The sequence below is a fragment of the Porphyromonas pogonae genome (assembly GCF_036320655.1).
GTDB lineage: Bacteria > Bacteroidota > Bacteroidia > Bacteroidales > Porphyromonadaceae > Porphyromonas > Porphyromonas pogonae.
In genome coordinates, this window is record NZ_CP143258.1 from 1,554,034 (window position 1) to 1,574,912 (window position 20,879).

Consider the following 20,879-nt stretch of genomic DNA (forward strand, 5'->3'; position numbering starts at 1 on the left):
TGTAGCTTTTACCATACTACTACACGTTTTTCAGGAGCTAAGTACATTTTGTCTTCAGGCTTGATGCTGAAAGCTTCATAGAAAGGATCTATATTTTTCAGAGCCTGATTTACTCTCCATTTACCTAAGCTATGTACATCCATCTTGGTCAGACGAAGGATTTCTTCCGGTCTGATATTTTGCCCCCAAAGACGAGCATATGCAATAAAGAAACGTTGATCAGGAGTAAATCCGTCGATAGGATCAGCCTTTGTATCTTTGGATGCATTTTTGAATGCCATATAAGAAATAAGGAGTCCACCTTGATCGGCAATGTTTTCACCTAAAGTAAGCTCTCCATTGGCATGTACGCCATCAGCAACCAATATTTCACTGTACTGATCAGCTAATTTCTTACTTGCTTCATTGAATTTTTTACTATCGTCCTCTGTCCACCAGTCATTGAGATTCCCGTTTTTGTCGAAGTTACGACCTTGGTCATCAAATCCGTGAGTCATTTCGTGACCGATAACTACACCTATAGCACCATAATTGACTGCATCATCAGCATCCATATTGAAGAATGGAGGTTGCAATATACCTGCTGGGAAGCATATTTCGTTGGTTGTGGGGTTATAATATGCATTTACAGTCTGAGGAGCCATTTGCCACTCTGTACGATCAACCTTTTTTCCTAGACGGCTCATATTATCTTGGTGTTCAAAACTTCTGGCTGATAATAGGTTTTCGTAGTAAGACTTGTTTTCGTCTATCTCGAGTTTACTATAATCTTTCCATTTATCAGGATAGCCTATTTTAATAACAAAGCTATTGAGCTTCTCCAATGCTTTCTGTTTGGTTTCGCTACCCATCCACGAAAGACCTTTGATGCGCTCCCCGAGTGCTGTTTGGAGATTTTTCACCAATTTGAGCATTTTGTCTTTAGCTTCTTTGGGGAAATATTTTTTTACATATATTTCACCCAAGGCTTCAGGTAATAATCCGTCTACAACATCAACAGATCTTTTCCAGCGAGCCTTCATCTCCATTTTACCGCTCAGTTTTTTTCCAAAGAATTCAAATTGTGCTTTTTGGAAATCATCGCTCAAAGCAGAAGCTGCGTCGTTGATTTCTTGAGCAACCATCCAATCTTTTATCTCTTCGATATTAGCCTTAGCAAACCATTTATCGAATTTCGTAAAGTAGTCAAGTTGGCTTACGTTCATACTATCCAATGAGCCTAGATCTCTACCTTCAAAATACCCTTTCCAGTCAAAGCCCTTGTTTTCGTCAACGAACTTCTTCACCTTCAGCATGTGGTAGTTTTTGTACGTGTCTCTAAGCTCTGTACTGCTGTAAGAAATTTGTGCCAACTCTGTTTCGACTTTCAAATTATTTTTAGCAATTCTATCTATAGCAGAAGCATCGTATCCAGCCAACTGTGCTATCTTTTGAACATATTTGACATAGCCTTCACGTATAGACTTCATTTCAGGGGTATTTTCCACATAATAGTCTTTGCTCCCTAGTCCAAGCCCTGTTTGTGCCAAATTGAAAACATTCATATCGCTGTTTACAAGGTCAGCTGAGACATAAGATGTAAACAAAGCACTTCCATACATCTTATCCTTTTTTGAGGCATATTTTATAATATCCTCTTTTGTTTTCAAATCCTGTATTTCTTGTAGCTCAGGCTTGATTGGTTCTACACCTAGCTTGTTGCGTTGAGCACTATCCATCGCCTGACGATACAACGTACCCACTCTATATTCGTTCGAGCCTTTTTTTGATTCTTTGGCTGATAGCTCTTCTACAATAGAGTGTATTCTTTCTTGTGCGCTATCACGTAGCAAGTCAAATGATCCGAATCGACTATACTCTGGCTTTAGAGGATTATTTTTCATCCAGTTACCATTGCAATACTGATAGAAATCATCTTGGGGACGTGCTGTAGTATCTAAAGCCGTCAGATCAATTGCGGGTACTTTGTGCATCTTTTCTGATGTCTTTTCCCCTCCGCATGATGTAAGTACAAGAGCTCCTATCAATGCGGGAGTTAAAATTGAGATTTTCTTCATAAATAAATTAAAATTAGTTTGAGGTATTAGAATAACTTGTTGGGGTATTCTCCGGCTTCCACTAATTTGTTGATCTTTGCTACTACACTTTCTCTGTCAGCAGCATAAGTAACCCCAAACCATTGGGCAGGAGTATCGAGTACTTCGCACGTTGCTTTTCCTTCTTGGATAAGTTGGTTTACAACGAGGGGGATAAAGAATTCACTTTTCTTTTCATTGATATGATTTTTGAGGAATTCTTTGAAATATTCATCTGAGAAAGCAAAATAATCCGGAGTGAATCCCCACATATTCATAGATACCGGGGTGTTGTCTTCGATACATTTTTCTTCTCCGTTTTCATCTTTAAAGCAAATATGGCCATTCTTGCGTTCAATGGCTGTACGTTCCACAACACTTGTTAGGAAGTTTTTGTCATTTACTTCACAAACCCCACGAGCTACAGATCCACTCTCACTCAAGGTGTTGCCTACATGATATCCTATCATGCAATACTCACCGTGGTGTCCGTTGAGTTCTTTGAGCTTTTTAGCCAATATTTCAAAACTGCTACGGCCATAGAAGTCATCGGCATTGATGACGGCAAATGGTTCTTTTATTGTTCCGGCTGCCATCATTACGGCATGATTGGTACCCCAAGGTTTTTCTCTGTTTTCAGGGCATGTAAAGCCTTCGGGGAGATTGTCCATGTCCTGATAAACGACCTCTACCGGGATCTTATCTTTATATTTAGATACAATTTTCTCTCGAAAGTCTTTTTCAAAAGAGCGCCTGATTACAAACACCAGTTTACCGAATCCTGCGCGAATAGCATCGTAGATGGAGTAGTCCATAATAGTTTCACCGGAAGGACCCAGTCCGTCAAGCTGTTTCAAACTTCCATAACGACTGCCCATACCTGCAGCTAATACATAAAGAGTTGGTTTCATTTTGAATAATGAGATTTTTATTTGATATTTTGTATTGTTACCAATGTCTAATCTGATATGAATACATATCACACAAAGTTAATTATTTTTGGTTACAGCATCTATTATTCTGTCAAGACTTCTTATCATCGCATCTTTTAGAATCATTTGTATTCTACAGGAAATGAAAAATAGAGTGTTATTAAACTCTTATATGAGGCCATTGATTTATCGTTTTGCTACATTGCTGTCCCATTAAAATCTAGGATGATATTTGAAATTTACCTGGTTACATATGCGTTTCTATTCAACGGGTTTCAATTTTCAAATATGCGGTCTAAAGCAGCCCTAGATATGCATAACGATAAATTGATTTTCTGCCCACTGATAGTATTCTTAGATGGGAACAAATTCAACTATCATATACGGGCGACTGACCTATCGTATACGGACAATCGATTTATCGTACACGGACGACAGACTTATCGTACACGGACAATCGATTTATCGTACACGGACAACAGACCTATCATAATAGAATTTTATATCCTCAACTTCAAGCAATTTATCTCTGGATTATAACTGCAAAGAGATGAAAAAATGAAGTTATATATCCTTCAAGTATTGATTTTAAGGACAAGATAGAGGGCCTAATTGATCATGTATAAATTTCAGGAGGCATATATAAAAGTGTTTTAAATGCGGTAAGCATAGGTTAGACTTCTTTCTACACAGCCGGGTCAAACTACATCTTATTAGCAAAACGATTAAGGTAGGGGATTGTCAGCTATAAAATGAATATCCATGGCTCCCTTATACTGAGCAATCCTTAACTCACCGATGACAACTAAGTATTTTGCAGTCACAAGAAAAACCGCTTTATGGGTAAAGCATTAAATATCTCTTGGTAAAATAATTATATGTTCTTAAATTTGACCGATTTTAACCAATAAATATTTTATGAAATACACAAATTTAGTTGGTGCATTGTTGATTATATTTATTACCTCAAGATGCACATCAGATGTAGATCGTTATAACACACATCCGGGATCAAATTCGTCCCCTAAAACTCAAAAAGTTATTACGCTGAAGATCCATAAACCGGGCATTACACTGCGGGGTATGCAAGCAGATCCGATGGCATTGGTGAAAGAGTACACTCTTTATTTCTACGACCAATCCGGAGATTTTTGCTATCAAAAGTCGTTCAAAGCTACTTCCGGTAAAAATATCTATGATATAGATTTGGATTTGAAAAATGGGAAATATAAGCTTCTTGTCGTAGGGAATTCTTCCGAGCATGTAAAGGCTCATGCCTTGAGCCATATTGACAGTCTCTCTATAGATTATCCCTGCTCAATATATAAAACAATCAGCTTTGAGGATAACAATACAAAAAAGAGTAAAGTAGCAAGTATGCTCAATAAAGATGGTTTGATTGACATAACAATTGATAGTGAGAAGAGTAATATTCCTATTGAGGTTTCATTAGAGCCCAATATCTGCCGCGTAATCGTCACGGGTAAACCTTTGGTTGAAAATGGTACCATTGACACACAAACTTTTTGGTTCGCCATAAACAGTATGGCTAAAGGCTCAAGACTGATAAAAGGCAAACAGATGATATCCAAAGAGGGATCACAAGTGATCTATCCGGAGACTTCGCTTTATACAGGATCGCTTTTGGCAGATAAGAGTGCCTTGATGGAAAAAATCTCTTGTTACAGTGACGATAATGACAAAGTCTTATGGTTGGTTGTCAAAGAGGCTCAAGATCCTCTTATATATAATGAAATAGGAGTATATGTAAAAGAAACAACTATAGATAAATCTGCATACCTAAAAGGATTGTGCCCTCATGTAATAATAAGAGTAAAATATCTGCCTAATAGTTTAAATTTTGTTAGTCATGAAAAGAGCTGGGTATGTTTCAATGATAAATATTATACACTGGCGGAGTTTAGATCCGTGATATCCAATAAATCAAATCAAAGTATTGCATTACAAAGAGCAATAGAAAAGCTATCAGAAAGCAATAAACTCTTTACCAAGAGCTTTGACGTGGGAGGAATACAATATTATCACCAAGGGATCAACTATTACATTGTATATATCGAACATTACAGAAATGACGATACCGGAAATGTGATCCTGGGAACAGTACGAAATCATGAATATCAGATACAAATAGAACGGATCACAAAAAGGGGATTAGCTGAATTTCCTAATTTTAATATGAAAGAGATGGCTTTGGAGCCGATACAATCAAAAGGAGTGAAAACTGGAATTTCCCTATCTGAGAGTAAAATAATAAAACAAAAAGTATCGTTGTAAATTTTACACAGTTTACTCTTAAACGTCTTTATCTATGCGCTGATTATCAATAATATAATATCATAAATCCTCTTGTGAATCTACATGTTGTTGTATCTTTAGGTGCACAAACTTGCAGATTTTCATGATAAATAGTCGCCCCTTAAAAAAGCTTATTTCAGCGAAACACTAACCATCAGAATCGTTTTGCTGAAATATGATTTTTAAAGGGAGACTAAGTAGTAAAGTAGCTATATTTTCACTATCATTTGATTGAGAGTGGGAGAAGAGATCAATACTTATAGATCTACGATAGTGATGCCTGCTCCGCCAAACTGCACGTGCTCATCCTGGAAATGCTTTACGACAGCTAGGCTTGCTAGATATTCCCGAATTGATATTTTGAGAGCTCCGGTACCTGTTCCATGTAAAATTCTGACTCTATTGATCCCTAATTGTACAGCTTCATCAATAAAATAAGAAATAGCTTGTACTCCTTCACTTGCCCTCATTCCTCTCACATCTATATCTTGTTTGAAATTAAGCCTTTTCTCATGAATTTGATCAATGATAGCATTATGGTTTGGATGAGTAGTACGGATATCTGATTTGATACTTTTGATCTCTTGTCCTGAAGCATGTACCAGCCTGTCTGTCTCAATAGTAGTTTTGATCATGCCCAAAGCTATAACGGCAGATCCATTTGCTTTGATTTCCAAGATGGACCCAATGGCTTTTTGACTTTTTATCTTTACATGATCACCAACCTTGAATTCTTGTTTATCCGTTTTTTGTTCAGATGAACCTGTTCGAGTAGTCGAAGTTTTAGCCGGGTTGTTTCGATTATTTTCTTGCTTCTCCTTTTTTCTTTCTTGCCTTCTTTTTATTTTTTCAAGTTCTCGTTTGAGTTTATCTTTTTCCTCAGAAACGGAATCTTTTACATCTTCCAATGTCTTCTTGTAATTATCTAAAGAAGCACGGATTTTTTTTGTTTTTTCTTTCTCAGCTTCCGCTTCCTTGATTTCTCGTATGGTACGCTCTACCATCTTGCCTGAATCTGAGATGATTTGTAGTGCTTCCTTTTTGGCTTCTACAATGATTTTCTTCCGCTCTTTTTCTATCTTCTCAAGATTGTCTTTGTATAACTCTACCTCTTCGACCAGTCTCTTTTCTTCTTTTCTTATGCTGAGTCTTTTAGTTTCCCAATATCTTTTGTCACGCACAATATCTTGCAGATATTTGTCCATATCGATATAGTCAGTACCTACAATGGAAGTCGCTTCGTCAATAACGTCTTCGGGAATACCTGTCTTACGAGCTATTTCTATGGCAAAAGAGCTGCCCGGACGTCCTATAGCCAACTTGAACAGAGGTTTCATCTCATGCCTGTCATACAACATAGCTCCATTGATAAGGCCTAAGGTGTCTTCAGCATAATTTTTAATATTTTGGTAGTGTGTAGTGATGACTCCGAAAGATTTGTTGTCATTGAATTTTCTCAATAATGCTTGTGCTATGGCGCCGCCTATCTGAGGTTCAGTGCCGCCTCCGAACTCATCTATAAGGAGTAATGAATGTGAATTGCAATTACGGGTAAAATACTTCATGTTTCGAAGATGAGAACTGTAGGTGCTTAGATCGTCCTCAATACTTTGCTCATCCCCTATATCAATAAAAAGATGCCCGAAAATACCTGCATGGGAGTAATTGCTTACAGGAATGGGCATACCGCACTGTAGCATATATTGCAAAATTCCCACTGTTTTGAGACATACAGATTTCCCACCGGCATTGGGCCCTGATATGATCAGAATACGGCTGTCGGGATAAAGTAACTCTATGTCTAAAGGAACAATATCTCTCTGATGCAGTTTCAGTGTACGTAGTAGAAGTGGATGTTTGGCTTGATACCATTGGATTGTTGGTTTTTTGTGCAATATCGGTTTGATCGCTCCGTGTTCTATGGCAAAACAAGCTTTAGCCATAATGAAATCAAATTTCCCAATGATAAGAAACAGAAAGATGAGTTCCTGAATATGAGGTCTTATTTTATTGGCCACCTCAATAAGGATGCGGATGATTTCTTTACGTTCTTCCGTTTCCAGTTCAGTAATTCTGTTATTGGCTTCTACTATTTCGGCAGGTTCTATGTAAACAGTCTTCCCTGTGGTAGACTCGTCGTGAATGATCCCCTTGATTTTTCTTTTATGAGCAGGAGCTATAGGAATTACTAATCTACCGTCGCGAATGCTTGGATTGACATCTCCTTCTACCCAACCCTCCTTTTTGGCTTCGCGGATAATCCTGTGAATGGATCCCGAAAGGCTTTTTTCCAGTTGGTTGAGCTCTTTTCTTATTCTATAAAGCTCTTTGGAAGCATTGTCTTTGATTTTGCCTGTAATATCAAAAAGAGATCTGATATTAGACTCAATTTTGGGATAGGCAGGACATTCATCAGCGATCAATTTCAGATGAGGGTATAGGTGTTGTGCATCTTCACCCGGGGCATTATTGCTATGAAAGAATACATCCAATGCATTGGCTACAGCGAGAGTATCCGCTATATCCAATAATTCTTTTTCTTCAAGATAAGCTCCTTGAGGACGAAGGCTATTGAGCGATTCTCTTTTATCAGCGATCAAGAGAGAAGGGAATTCTGAGGCATGTTGTTTGATATCCATCATCTCTACAACTTCTGAGAGAAGACGGTCCACTTCTGCAAACTCGGTAGTAGCACCCATCTGATCGGCATATTCTTTGCCGATGCTGCTTGACGCATAAGATTTCAATATATGTCTTACTTCATCAAACCCTACTTTATTTTCAAAGTTAGAGGGATATGTTTCTAAGCGAAGCATTATTTGATTAAATATCTGAATAGATCATTGCCATTGGCATACAATACTAAGGCAAATAATAGGAGCATGCCTATCACTTGAGCCGTTACTAATATTTTCTGGCTTACCTTACGTCCTGAAATCATTTCAATGAACAAGAACATGATATGTCCACCATCCAATCCCGGAATAGGAAGGAGATTCATAACGGCCAGGATAATTGAGAGGAATGCGGTTATGCTCCAGAAGTCATGCCAATTGAATGGGTAAGGGAACAATTTGCCTATCGTACCAAAGCCTCCCATTTGTTTCGCTCCTTCTTTGGTAAAAACATATTTCATATCTCCCACGTAGCTTTTCATTGTTCCCATGCCCTGGTCTATACCGGCTGGTATGGCATTGAATATGTTGTAAGATATATGATTGGTTTTATATACATCTGTTACTCTTTTCATGACTATGCCTATGTGCCCTGCTGTGTCTATTTTTACGGGAGTCGTAAAAAGTTCTCCATTGCGAGCAAAGGTAAATACGGACTCATTTCCTCGGAGTGAATTCATTTTGGTTAATGCATCTCTTACATCAGGCACAGAAGTACTATCAATAGCTACAAGACTATCACCCGGGAGCAGTTGCGCTTGGGATGCTCCTCCTGTTTTCATCACACTATCTATTACCAGAGGAAACTGTATGCTCATAAGCCCATTATTGGTGCGAAGCAAGCGTTCCATCATGTCTGATGGTATATCAATAGTAACTTTCTGACCATTTCTGAGAACCTCTACATCCTGTGCTTGGATGATTTTGCGCATAAATCCTCTGTCCAGCGCATCTTCTTTTTGGCCGTCTACGGCAATGATAATATCATTGTCTTGAAAGCCGATATCTTTGGCTACATCAGAAAAAGCCATCCCTGAATGTATGTTTTCGGAGGGTAGCTGTATTTTACCCCATGCCAAGCTAATACCTGTATAAATAAATATGGCAAGAATAGCATTGAAAAGGACTCCGGCAAACATGATAAGGAGTCTTTGCCACGCAGGCTTACTCCTAAATTCATAAGGTTGTGGTTCGCTTGCCATCTGATCAGTGTCCAAAGACTCATCAATCATTCCCGATATCTTACAATATCCACCTAAAGGAAGCCAACCTATACCATATTCTGTATCGCTGCCTCTGGGCTTATATTTAAAAAGACTAAACCAAGGGTCAAAGAAAAGATAAAATTTCTCAACTCTTACTTTGAATTTACGAGCAAAAAGAAAATGCCCTAATTCGTGTATGAAGACTAAAATGCTTAGTGAAGCAAGTAGCTGTATTGTTAAACTGAAGAACGGACTCATTAATTAAATATATGATTTAAATTTTATCTATCATTTCTATTGCGCTTTGGCGTATTACACGATCAGTTTCAATATAATCTTCTAATGACGGATGAGTTATAAATGTGTTTATTTGAAGACAACGGTCAATGAGGTCACTCATCTTCCTAAAGGAAAGCTTTTCTTCTAAAAAAGCTTTTACCGCTACTTCATTAGCTGCGTTTAGTGCACAAGGCTGATTGCCACCCTTGTCAATACATTCAAATGCAAATCTAAGATTAGGGAACCTTTCGGTATCGGGCTTTTCGAATGTAAATTGATATTGCGTAAAATCGAGCCTTGGATATTGATTGGGAATTCTATGAGTAAGCCCCAAGGCATAGCTTATGGGGAGTCTCATGTCGGGGATGCCCAATTGCGCCTTAATAGAACCATCATGAAACTGTACCATAGAGTGAATAATGCTCTGCGGATGTATCAGAACATCTATCTGATGAGGTTGCATATCAAAAAGCCATTTGGCCTCGATCATCTCAAAGCCTTTATTCATCAATGATGCTGAATCAATAGTTACTTTGGCTCCCATATCCCAATTAGGGTGTTTTAGAGCCTGTGCCACCGTTACTGTTTCAAGAGCCTGCCTATCAAAAGCTCTAAATGGTCCTCCGGAAGCTGTGAGTATAATCTTTTCGGGGTTTTGCACCTCGCCCATCAAGCATTGGAAAATAGCAGAGTGTTCAGAGTCCACCGGTATAATAGCAGATTTGAACTCAATTGCCTTTTGAATAATCAGCTCACCTGCTACGACTAGGCTTTCTTTATTTGCCAAACCTATTACTTTGCCGGCTTCGATTGCTTTCAGTGTCGGTATAAGACCGGAATATCCCACCATTGCCGTAATAACAATGTGCACATCGGCCATAGTGGCAGCGTCTGCTATAGCTTGGTTGCCCGCCCATACTTTGATCGGCTTTGACTGAAGGGCGTCTTTGACAATAGAATAATGCTTTTCGTTTGCGATAACAACTATTTCAGGCTCGAATTCTATGGCTTGCTCTATGAGGAGTTTATAGTTATTATTAGCTGTAATAGCATAGACCCTGAGCTGATCCCGATTGTCCTTAATAATGTCTAACGTTTGAGTTCCTATAGAGCCGGTCGACCCTAAAATAGCAATATTCTTTTTCATAAGTCTAATAATCCGGAAGGGATAGTTAAGTTCATTTTTCGAGACTTCAAATCTATATCTTTGATGAGTTCTTCAGCAAAGGGCACCATGACTTCTTCTCCCGAAGGTGTGGCTATCAGTGCTAGAGTGTTGAGAGTAGAGTCATCAATATCTATAATCTTACCTATTCTTTTGTCTTCATCAAAGAGATCAAACCCTACGAAAAATTGAAGATCTTTTACTACACCTTCCTCTTCACTATCAAGATATGTTTTGCTCAGATATACCGATAGGCCCACAAGCTCCATGGCTTGCTCTTTGGTATCAATATCTTTGAACTTGAGCAACGCTAATTCCTCGCCTTTGTCACGGTATCCCAAAAGTCTGAAAGGAACTAATAAATTGTTGAATTCAACCATTAGAAATACTGAAGAGTTTTCTTTATCCTCCAAAAGAGGGGATAAATCTACAGATAGCTTTGCATTAATTTCGCCTGAAATTCCATGTGGCTTGGAGAGTTTCCCAATTAAATCAAATTGATTCTTATCGATCATGTTTAAGAAAGTCTTGAAATTCTTGCACCCAATGCATTGAGTCGTTCATGAATATTTTCATATCCTCTATCGATTTGTTCAATGTTGTGTATAATGCTTGTCCCTTTGGCACTCATTGCTGCAATAAGCAATGCGATACCTGCCCGTATATCCGGTGAGATCATCTCAGCTGCTCTTAGGTTATATCTTTTGTCCAATCCGATAACTGTGGCACGATGTGGATCACATAGAATAATCTGTGCACCCATATCGATGAGCTTGTCGACAAAGAACAGCCTGCTCTCAAACATTTTTTGATGTATCAGGACACTTCCTTTGGCTTTAGTGGCAACAACTAAAAAAACACTCAGAAGGTCTGGTGTGAGTCCCGGCCATGGAGCATCTGCTATAGTCATTATGGATCCATCTATAAATGTTTCGATCTCATATCCATCATGTTTAGGGATAAATAGATCATCATTTCTTTGCTCTATAGTAATTCCTAAACGCTGGAAGGATGCGGGTATGATACCCAGATTAGGTATACTTACATTTTTTATTGTAATTTCAGACTTTGTCATTGCAGCCATACCGATGAAGCTTCCCACTTCAATCATATCAGGCAGAAGACGATGTTCAGCACCGTGAAGTTCCTTCACTCCTTGAATTTTCAGCAGATTAGAACCCACTCCATCAATCTTCGCTCCCATTTCAATAAGGAGTTTGCATAATTGTTGTAAGTAAGGTTCGCAGGCTGCGTTATAAATTGTGGTTTCTCCTTCGGCAAGCACAGCAGCCATAAGCACATTGGCTGTACCGGTAACTGATGCTTCATCTAATAAAATATAAGCTCCTTTGAGTTTGTCGCTTTTTATTTCATAGGATTTTATGGAAGGGTTATATTGACATTCTGCTCCTAATGCCTGTACGCCGATAAGATGTGTATCTACTCTTCTGCGTCCTATCTTATCACCGCCGGGTTTAGGAAAAATAGCGAATCCAAATCTTGAAATCAGCGGACCTAAAGTAAGAACAGAACCTCTCAGAGCCATACTTTTTTGCCGGTATTGATCTGATTTTAGATAATCTATATCAATATTATCAGCTTGGAATGTAAATACCCCTTTAGACTCTTTGGTTACTTTCACCCCCATATTTCTCAACAACTCAATCAGATTGTTTACATCCAAGATGTCGGGAACATTGTTTATGGTTACTTTCTCGGAAGTAAGTAATGTCGCTGCTACAATTTGGAGAGCTTCGTTTTTGGCTCCCTGAGGTTCGATAGTTCCTTTTAAGCTATAACCTCCTTCAATTACATATGATGACATATTATGTGTGTGTTTATTGAGGGTTTTATATGTATAGTCTAATTAAGGATACATAAGCTATTTTCTTTTGTATTTTTTGATACGCTTATTATCCCTTTTTTCAGGGGTATTGGGAATCGTCAATTTACAATTGTCAATATTCAGGTGAATTTTACCTTTAGACATATCATATAGATCACTGAAAATTTTTGAATCATCAATATTATCTTTGTTCCATGCCATGTATGACCGTTTCATTTGCTTTGCAATAAGCTCAGATAGGGCGTTACGTTCCTCACCTTCTTCCATATTACATGCTTTCTCTATTAGTTCATCAATAAGATTACCGTAATATCTGTAAGTTATCTTATGGTTAGGATATTCTATCTTGGATGGTTTTCTGATAAGTTTCTCTTTTGTGATAGTATTTTCGGGGAAGTCGACATCTAAATTAAAATCCGACATAATAGCCAAATGATCCCAATATATTTTATCAGATTGGTTATTGTCCTTGAGTTCGGGCGTCATTCCTTTCATTGTCTTGATAATCGTCCGTGCACAAATGTTTCTTTCATCCCTGTCCTCGATAGCCAGACAATGATCTACCATATTTTGGACATTACGTCCATATTCAGGTAATGCCAATGGTTTCATTTTACTATTATATTTCATTACTCACAATTAATATTGATGATTCAAAATTTATTGATTACTGAAGTTTCTTTTTTATTTCTTCAGTTTCTTTTTCATACCCCGGTTTCTCCAGCAAGGCAAACATATTACCTTTATATGCTTCTACGCCAGGTTGGTTAAATGGGTTCACTTCAAGCATATATCCACTTAACCCAACTGCTTTTTCGAAGAAGTAAAACAGCTGTCCGATATAATATTCATTTAATTGTGGTAGTGAGACCTTGATATTAGGGACACCACCATCAATATGAGCCATTTGAGTCCCCAGTTCAGCCATCTTGTTCACTTCGTCCACTCTTTTCCCCGATAGATAATTCAGTCCATCAAGGTTCTGCTCGTCAGTTGGGATATGAAGTTCATTATCGGGGGTTTCTATGGAAATGATAGTTTCGAAAATATTTCTCTCACCTTCTTGTATCCATTGCCCCATAGAGTGGAGATCTGTGGTAAAATCAACGGCTGCATTGAAGATTCCTTTGTGATCTTTTCCTTCACTTTCGCCAAAAAGCTGTTTCCACCATTCGCCTATGTAATGAAGTTTAGGATGGAAATTACCCAAAATTTCAATCTTCTTTCCATTTTGATAAAGTGTATTCCTGGCTGCAGCATATTGAGCTGACATATTATGGGCGAAGTCTACATCTTCTCCTACAAATCCAGACATATCTTTTGCTCCTTTTACCAATTCTTTTATGTTGAAGCCTGCAACAGCTATGGGTAATAATCCTACAGGAGTAAGTACGGAGAAACGCCCTCCTACATTATCAGGGATGATGAAAGTTTGGTAGCCTTCACTATCCGCCAATGTTCTCAATGCTCCTTTCTTTTCATCAGTTATTGCTACAATAAGCTCTTTAGCTTTCGCCTTACCTACATTTTTCTCAAGTAGTTCTTTGAGCAGTCTAAATGCAATAGCGGGCTCAGTAGTAGTTCCTGATTTAGAAATGTTGATGATACCAAATCTTTTATCTTTCAAGAAGGAGAGCATCTCGGACAAATAATCTTCTCCAATATTATGACCTGCAAAAAGGATAATCGGATTTTTATGTGTGGGGTAATATGCCTCAAAGCTATTGCTCATTGCTTCGATAACTGCTCTTGCTCCCAAATAGCTTCCGCCTATACCTATACTTATAACATAGTCGCATTCCGATCTTAGAGTTTGTGCTACTGACTCGATTTTGTCAAAATCATGGTCTGATATTTCAGCCGGTAAATTCAACCACCCGATGTAATCATTGCCCGCCCCGGTACCTTTGTGAAGGTACTCCATATATTGCTTGCTCTTGTTTTCCCAAGCATTGATTTCTTCTTGAGATACAAAAGATAATATTCCTTTTAAATCTAATTTAATATTATTCATAATAATATTCTTTGTATAATTTATTTAAAATTTTGCGCTAGTTTCAGTATTGCTTCTTTAGCAGGTGCTTTTTCATACAGTATCTCATATACTGTACTCATTATCGGCATATTTACTTGATATCTTTTATTTAATTCCCGTATACAATTGGCTCCATAGTAACCTTCTGCGATCATTGCCATTTCCATCTGCGCCGCTTTGACACTATAACCTTTGCCGATCATGTTGCCAAAAGTTCTGTTGCGACTATAATTGGAGTATGCGGTAACTAATAAATCTCCGAGATATACAGATTCTGTAATATCTCTACCCAAGAGGTGTACAGTGTTGACAAAACTATTCATTTCAGATATAGCATTTGATATTAATACAGACTGAAAGTTGTCGCCATAACTCAATCCATTACAAATACCTGCAGCAATAGCATATATATTCTTCAATACTGATGCATACTCGATACCTACAACATCTTTGCTGATAGCGCATCTTACAAAGTCATTAGAGAGGGTACTTGCTACTATGCTCGCTTTATTGATATCGAAACACCCTACAGTGAGGTAAGACATTCTTTCTTTCGCCACTTCCTCCGCATGGCACGGGCCTGATACCACCCCGATCATATCCATGGGCACATCCATTATATCCTGCAAATAGTCAGATACAAGTAGATTCTCATCCGGTACAATACCTTTAATTGCATTGATGAAAAGCTTACTTTTTGTACTCGAAGTTCTTACCCGTTTGAGGAATTGTTTTATAAACGGAGAGGGCACGGCTAATATGACAGTGTCACTTGCCCTGAAAAAAGAATTAATATCAGAATCTGAGAAAAACTTGATTTTAGAAGTGTCAAATTCTGCTCCCGGGAGATATTTGGAATTTCTTCCGGTCTTTTTTATTTCGTCAATTTGCTTTGATGTACGCAATAGCCAATTAATTTTAGGCTCAGATTTTAGTACAATCTTCGCTAGGGCAGTTGCCCAACTGCCCCCTCCCAAAATGCCGATATTACCAACCTCATTCATCAAAACATTTCGATTTAAATATTACAATTGACTTTATCATAAAATCATTAATAGCTATGATTAGTTCAGCCAATTGCTTACAATATCAAGATTGAGAGATTCTATATCTAATTTATATTTCTTTTTTAGATCCATCAAAGATTGCAATAATCTCCCCGGTTTATCTTTTTCTTTGAGCATATCTTCCACGGTAAGGTATCCTGCTTTATGCAATACAGGTACCCATTCTTCAGGTACACCCTTTTGTGCAAATACCTCTTTACTATCTTTAGGCAATACTTTTTCCGGTCTCATTTGAGGGAATAGAAGCACTTCCTGTATACTTTCTTGACCTGTAATTAACATCACTAGTCTATCCATCCCTATACCCATACCGCTTGTGGGTGGCATGCCGTATTCAAGAGATCTGAGGAAGTCCTGATCAATATACATCGCTTCATCGTCACCTTTCTCAGATAATTTAAGTTGTTCTTCAAATCTATCACGCTGATCCAGAGGGTCATTTAGCTCAGAGTATGCATTAGCAATTTCCTTACCATTGACCATGAGCTCGAAACGTTCTGTCAATTCCGGATTATTCCTATGTTCTTTAGTAAGTGGAGACATCGACTTGGGATAATCTGTGATAAATGTAGGTTGTATGTAAGTACCTTCACATTTTTCTCCGAAGATTTCATCAATGAGCTTTCCTTTACCCATTGTCTCATCTGCTTCTATATTGAGCTTTTTACATACTTCACGCAATTCATCTTCATTCATGTTACTGATGTCAATACCGGTATTCTCCTTTATGGCATCAATCATTGTAACTCGCTTGTAGGGCGCTTTAAAGTCTATTTCTTTATCTCCTACTTTTACTTTGGTTGTTCCGAGGACCTCCATGCATATATGTTCCAGCATTTGTTCGGTAAAACTCATCATCCAATTGTAATCCTTGTAAGAAACGTATATTTCCATGGCTGTAAACTCAGGATTGTGAGTCCTGTCCATGCCCTCATTGCGGAAGTTTCTGCTGAATTCGTATACTCCTTCAAATCCGCCTACTATAAGTCTTTTGAGGTAAAGCTCATTTGCAATACGGAGATACAACGGCATGTCCAATGCATTGTGATGGGTAATAAATGGACGAGCTGCAGCTCCACCGGGGATAGGCTGCAATACCGGAGTATCTACTTCTATGTAACCTCTTTCATTAAAGAAGTTACGCATAGCATTGAATATCTTAGTTCTTTTTAAGAATATATCTTTTATATGGTCGTTTACTACCAGGTCTACATATCTTTGGCGATAGCGCATTTCTGCATCGCTGAAAGCATCATATACCACTCCATCTTTTACTTTGACCACCGGAAGGGGTTTCAAGCTTTTGGATAGGAATGTAAATTCTTGCGCATGGACTGATATTTCACCCATCTGGGTTCTAAATACAAAGCCTTTAATTCCAATGAAATCACCAATATCAAGTAGTTTTTTCAGAACGGTGTTATACAGGGTCTTATCTTCTCCCGGGCAGATGTCGTCACGAGTCACATATATCTGGACACGCCCTTCAGAGTCCTGGAGTTCAAGAAAAGAAGCTTTACCCATGATTCGTTTACCCATAACACGCCCTGCGATGCTTACTTCCCTTTGGGGCGCATCATCTTTGAATGTGTCTAAAATTTCTTTTGAATAAGCTGTAACTGGGTATTCTTCAGCCGGATACGGGTTGATCCCAATAGCTTTCAATTCTTCGAGGCTCTGCCTTCTTATTATCTCCTGTTCACTAAGTTCTAAAATATTCATCTTTATATATTCGATATGAATGAAAGCTTGTATGATATGATAAAAAGTTCGGATCCATATACAATACAAGCTTTCCCTAAGCTATAAATTTACACAAAGATAGTTTTAATTAGTCAAAATACTAAATGCGTTCGAGCACTAAATCAATAAGACCCTCAATGCTACCTTTATAATTGGTATTCATATTTTCAGCTCTCCTTCCTGCGATGATACAACACACTGTCATAGCTCTATGTCCCATAAGGGCTGATAGACCTGCAAGCGATGAGCTTTCCATTTCATAGTTAGTGATGTGTTTGTCTTCAAAATTGAAGCTCTCAATCTTTTGATTGAGCTTGGGGTCTCTGAGAGCTAAGCGCAATTGACGCCCTTGCGGACCATAGAACCCATTAGCAGCTATGGTATTGCCTCGTAGTATATCATTTTGTGTTATTTGTTCAATGAGTGAGTTGTCCGATTTTACCACATAAGGTTTGAGACCCTCTATTTTCCAATCCAGTTGTTCCAGCAATGCTTCCTCAAACTTTTCATCTCTTACGCGTCCGCTGTGAGCATAAAAATAAAGTACTCCGTCAAAACCAATACTTCTTTCAGCGGCTACATAAGTGCCTATAGGACATTCTTCTTGTAACCCTCCAGAAGTACCCACACGTACCAGTGTCAGTTGTTTGAAGTCATCCTTTACTTCTCGGGTATTGAAGTCAATATTGGCCAAAGCATCAAGCTCATTCATCACAATATCAATATTGTCTGTGCCTATCCCGTGGCTTAGCACTGTGATACGTTTGCCTTTGTATACACCTGTTATTGTATGAAACTCTCTGCTACTGATGTTGCATTCTATCGAGTCAAACCGTTGAGCCACCATATCTACTCTGCTCGGATCTCCTACCAAAAAAATCTTATCTGATAATTGTTCCGGTTTAATATGCAGATGAAACACTGATCCATCTTCATTTATTATGAGCTCTGATGGTGGTATAATTCTTTTATTTTCCATAATATGTAGTTTTTAAAATATAAGTGTGATTAGTTGTTTCTTAGTTCTAACTCTCTTGTTTCTAATATGAGAGTTTGCAATTTTTGCTTTGCAGTCTCTTGCTTCTTCTCAAGTGCCACTATATCAGGAGTAAGCTGTGCTTTTTGTTCTGCTGAGCCTTCGGTGTATTTCTTTCTCAGTGAAAGTAGGTTTGTCTCAGTGATATTCAGCTCTTTCTGTAATTTCATCACTTCAGAAAATCGCTCCAATGCCATTGAGCTTTTGAAATCTTTGAGATAATGATATACCCTGTTTCCCGTAATTACAAAGTCAAACTCATATTCTTCCTTGGGCGATTCCTGTTTATTGTTTGATATTTCTGAGTTTTTTTCAGAAGTGTCTTTCAGTTCTTTCATGCTCTTGAGAGTAGCCCACATTTTTTTTACATCCGGATTGTCATCTGCTACAGGTATAAACTCCTTGTTTTGTACAAAGGTGTATATGACTACAGAATCAGAAGACTGATACCGATCACTGACAAGATAGCCAATATTCTTAGCATTGTCAAAAGCTAATATATAGTCATTGAATGGTGAGTTGAAGGGCATTCCCAAGTGGGACGGCTCTAAGTATTCATTGTTGTCAAGATTGAATCTCGAGAAATATATGTCGTATCCACCTAGTCCATCCTCAGCATTCCGTGCAAAGTAAAGAGTAGTTCCGTCTTGTCTTATAAACGGAAAGTTTTCGTCTGCTGTGCTGTTGAGCTTGTCTATAGCTACGGGAGTAGACCACTTACCTCCTATAATACTTGATGTATAAAGATTGAGCGAACTGTCATTGCTTTGTTGAGATGAAAATACTTTATTGCTCTGCAACCCATTTATACATGCAGTCGCAATACTGCCTTTGTTTAGTGTTGTGACTTCTTGTTTTTGTAGAGTACCTTCGCCATGAGATAGTCTGATCGCTTTGAGCATTTCATGTTTGGGATAAACTGTACTATCAATTATGGTGAGTCGTTCTGTCTTATCAAGTAGCTTCTCTGCCTTGGATATCTTTTTTTCCAGTATCATTGCTTGATGAGGAACTTCTTTCTTCCGTTTTTTGAGTGGAGCCGTATATTTTTCCAAAGAAGCTTTGGCTTTACCAAAATCATAGTTGTAATAATAGGCCTCGGCAAGATAGATATGTCCTTGAGCACCCAATTTGGGTGCTAATGACTGAAAGAGGGTTAAAGCTATCTCAGGTTTGCCGTTATGTAGAGTGGCTTGCGCAATTAATAACTTGATATTCTTGTCTTTGGGGTTTTGGCTCTCTAGCTGCCTGGCCATAGTGAGGCTTTGCGCATAATTGCCATTGTTATAAAGATTCTGAGCCTCTTCAAGACTTTGTCCCGTGGCGTAGTAACAATTATATGAAAATAATGACAATCCCAGGCACATTATTCCCATTACTTTTTTTATCAAATTACGTTTCTTCATCTAAAGAGTATTAATATTATTAGGGGAAGTAACTCTTACAGATGTAAAGATACACAATTTTATATTGCTTGCTATGGCTGCGTATGCTGTCTAATGGATACTTTATACTATATGTGAAGCATGATTAACAGTTTTCGAGAGAACAAGATGTATTCTCAGGATCAAGTTCTATAGTCAGATGCTCTATGTGATATTGTGCAGCAACATCCCTGATTTCTCTTTTGAATGCGGCTATTGTTTCAGGGGTACAGATTTTGTTACATCGATAAACTACGTGTATAGTCATAATGTGACTCTCACCATCCAATGTCCAAAGATGTATATCATGAACAGAACATACATTAGGTATCTCCAAAATTTTGGTTTCCAGCCCGGCTCGATCTACATCTGTAGGTACTCCTTGAAGCAATATTTTGAACGATTCCCTTAGATTGCGGTATACATTGTATAGTATCCACATTGTAATGCATAGTGATAATATGGGGTCCAATATAGGCACTTTTACAAACATCATTACCAAACTTACGATAAGTACTGCTATCCATCCCAATACATCTTCCAGCATATGGAGCATTACTGCTCGTTCGCTGAGCGAGTGTCCTAAGCGTAATCTCAATACTGCTGCACCATTTATGATCACACCGAATATTGCTAGAATAAGCATACCTTTGGCTTTAGGTTCTGATGGGTCGATGAGGCGCTCTACAGAAGCAATGATAACAAATACAGATCCCACGAGTAGTAAGATAGAAATGAGCAGTGCGCCCAGTAAAGCAAATCGCTTATAACCATAAGTAAAAGTAGCGTCACGGCCTTTCTTGGACAACTTCTGAAGTCGCCATGCGATACCCAGAGATATAGAGTCTCCGAAATCATGCAAAGCATCAGACATGATAGCCACACTTCCGGTATAGATACCTCCTACAAGTTCTATAATAGCAAAAAAGATATTCAGGAAAAAAGCCGTGAGTATATTGCCCTCACTGTGATGACCATGCATGTGGGTATGATGATGTCCTTGATGACTATGGTTGTGACCGTGGCAACAATGCATGTGCTCTTGTGATTTATCTATATCATTCATAATTGTCATCCATTT

At 38.2% G+C, this 20,879-nt stretch carries 15 protein-coding genes; 1 reads left to right on the forward strand and 14 read right to left on the reverse strand.

Translation table 11 applies throughout. The features are described 5' to 3' along the window. Window positions 1-8: 8 nt before the first annotated feature. Both VYJ22_RS05995 and VYJ22_RS06000 read right to left on the reverse strand, forming a co-directional pair. On the reverse strand, window positions 9-2,057 hold the full coding sequence (locus VYJ22_RS05995; RefSeq protein ID WP_329903002.1) for a M13 family metallopeptidase: 2,049 nt from the start codon (window positions 2,055-2,057) through the stop codon (window positions 9-11). 26 nt (window positions 2,058-2,083) lie between these two features. Next, the gene (locus tag VYJ22_RS06000; protein WP_329903003.1) at window positions 2,084-2,986 is read right to left on the reverse strand and encodes a glycosyltransferase family protein; all 903 of its coding nucleotides are present in this window, start codon (window positions 2,984-2,986) and stop codon (window positions 2,084-2,086) included. 939 nt (window positions 2,987-3,925) lie between these two features. Here VYJ22_RS06000 and VYJ22_RS06005 point away from each other — a divergent pair. Beyond that, window positions 3,926-5,302: a FimB/Mfa2 family fimbrial subunit gene (locus VYJ22_RS06005; RefSeq protein WP_329903004.1), complete on the forward strand. Its 1,377-nt coding sequence runs from the start codon at window positions 3,926-3,928 to the stop codon at window positions 5,300-5,302. A gap of 278 nt (window positions 5,303-5,580) precedes the next feature. Here VYJ22_RS06005 and VYJ22_RS06010 read toward each other — a convergent pair whose 3' ends face one another. The 12 genes from VYJ22_RS06010 to VYJ22_RS06065 all read right to left on the reverse strand — a co-directional run bounded on the left by VYJ22_RS06010 (window position 5,581) and on the right by VYJ22_RS06065 (window position 20,864). After that, window positions 5,581-8,139 carry an endonuclease MutS2 gene (locus tag VYJ22_RS06010; protein ID WP_329903006.1) on the reverse strand — a complete coding sequence of 853 codons (2,559 nt, stop codon included), beginning with the start codon at window positions 8,137-8,139 and terminating at the stop codon, window positions 5,581-5,583. Beyond that, the gene (gene rseP, locus VYJ22_RS06015) at window positions 8,139-9,461 is read right to left on the reverse strand and encodes an RIP metalloprotease RseP (RefSeq protein ID WP_329903007.1); all 1,323 of its coding nucleotides are present in this window, start codon (window positions 9,459-9,461) and stop codon (window positions 8,139-8,141) included. The genes VYJ22_RS06010 and rseP overlap by 1 nt, the downstream gene beginning before the upstream one ends. A 16-nt stretch (window positions 9,462-9,477) precedes the next feature. After that, window positions 9,478-10,629: a 1-deoxy-D-xylulose-5-phosphate reductoisomerase gene (locus VYJ22_RS06020; protein ID WP_329903009.1), complete on the reverse strand. Its 1,152-nt coding sequence runs from the start codon at window positions 10,627-10,629 to the stop codon at window positions 9,478-9,480. Then, the gene (gene rimM / locus VYJ22_RS06025) at window positions 10,626-11,162 is read right to left on the reverse strand and encodes a ribosome maturation factor RimM (RefSeq protein ID WP_329903011.1); all 537 of its coding nucleotides are present in this window, start codon (window positions 11,160-11,162) and stop codon (window positions 10,626-10,628) included. The genes VYJ22_RS06020 and rimM overlap by 4 nt, the downstream gene beginning before the upstream one ends. A gap of 2 nt (window positions 11,163-11,164) precedes the next feature. After that, window positions 11,165-12,472 carry a UDP-N-acetylglucosamine 1-carboxyvinyltransferase gene (gene murA / locus VYJ22_RS06030; RefSeq protein ID WP_329903012.1) on the reverse strand — a complete coding sequence of 436 codons (1,308 nt, stop codon included), beginning with the start codon at window positions 12,470-12,472 and terminating at the stop codon, window positions 11,165-11,167. A gap of 57 nt (window positions 12,473-12,529) precedes the next feature. After that, window positions 12,530-13,123, reverse strand: coding sequence for a DUF4290 domain-containing protein (locus VYJ22_RS06035; RefSeq protein WP_329903013.1), 594 nt, complete (start codon window positions 13,121-13,123; stop codon window positions 12,530-12,532). Between the two features lie 37 nt (window positions 13,124-13,160). After that, a complete protein-coding gene (locus tag VYJ22_RS06040) occupies window positions 13,161-14,507 on the reverse strand; it encodes a glucose-6-phosphate isomerase (protein WP_329903014.1) in 1,347 nt (448 codons plus the stop codon). A gap of 20 nt (window positions 14,508-14,527) precedes the next feature. Then, window positions 14,528-15,532 carry an NAD(P)H-dependent glycerol-3-phosphate dehydrogenase gene (locus tag VYJ22_RS06045; RefSeq protein ID WP_329903016.1) on the reverse strand — a complete coding sequence of 335 codons (1,005 nt, stop codon included), beginning with the start codon at window positions 15,530-15,532 and terminating at the stop codon, window positions 14,528-14,530. 60 nt (window positions 15,533-15,592) lie between these two features. After that, a complete protein-coding gene (gene lysS, locus VYJ22_RS06050) occupies window positions 15,593-17,317 on the reverse strand; it encodes a lysine--tRNA ligase (protein ID WP_329903017.1) in 1,725 nt (574 codons plus the stop codon). A gap of 121 nt (window positions 17,318-17,438) precedes the next feature. Beyond that, window positions 17,439-18,317, reverse strand: coding sequence for a nucleoside phosphorylase (locus VYJ22_RS06055; protein WP_329903018.1), 879 nt, complete (start codon window positions 18,315-18,317; stop codon window positions 17,439-17,441). 29 nt (window positions 18,318-18,346) lie between these two features. Next, window positions 18,347-19,780 (reverse strand): hypothetical protein, encoded by a 1,434-nt coding sequence (locus tag VYJ22_RS06060; protein WP_329903019.1) that lies wholly within the window; start codon window positions 19,778-19,780, stop codon window positions 18,347-18,349. 124 nt (window positions 19,781-19,904) lie between these two features. Then, a complete protein-coding gene (locus VYJ22_RS06065) occupies window positions 19,905-20,864 on the reverse strand; it encodes a cation diffusion facilitator family transporter (RefSeq protein WP_329903021.1) in 960 nt (319 codons plus the stop codon). Window positions 20,865-20,879: the final 15 nt, after the last annotated feature.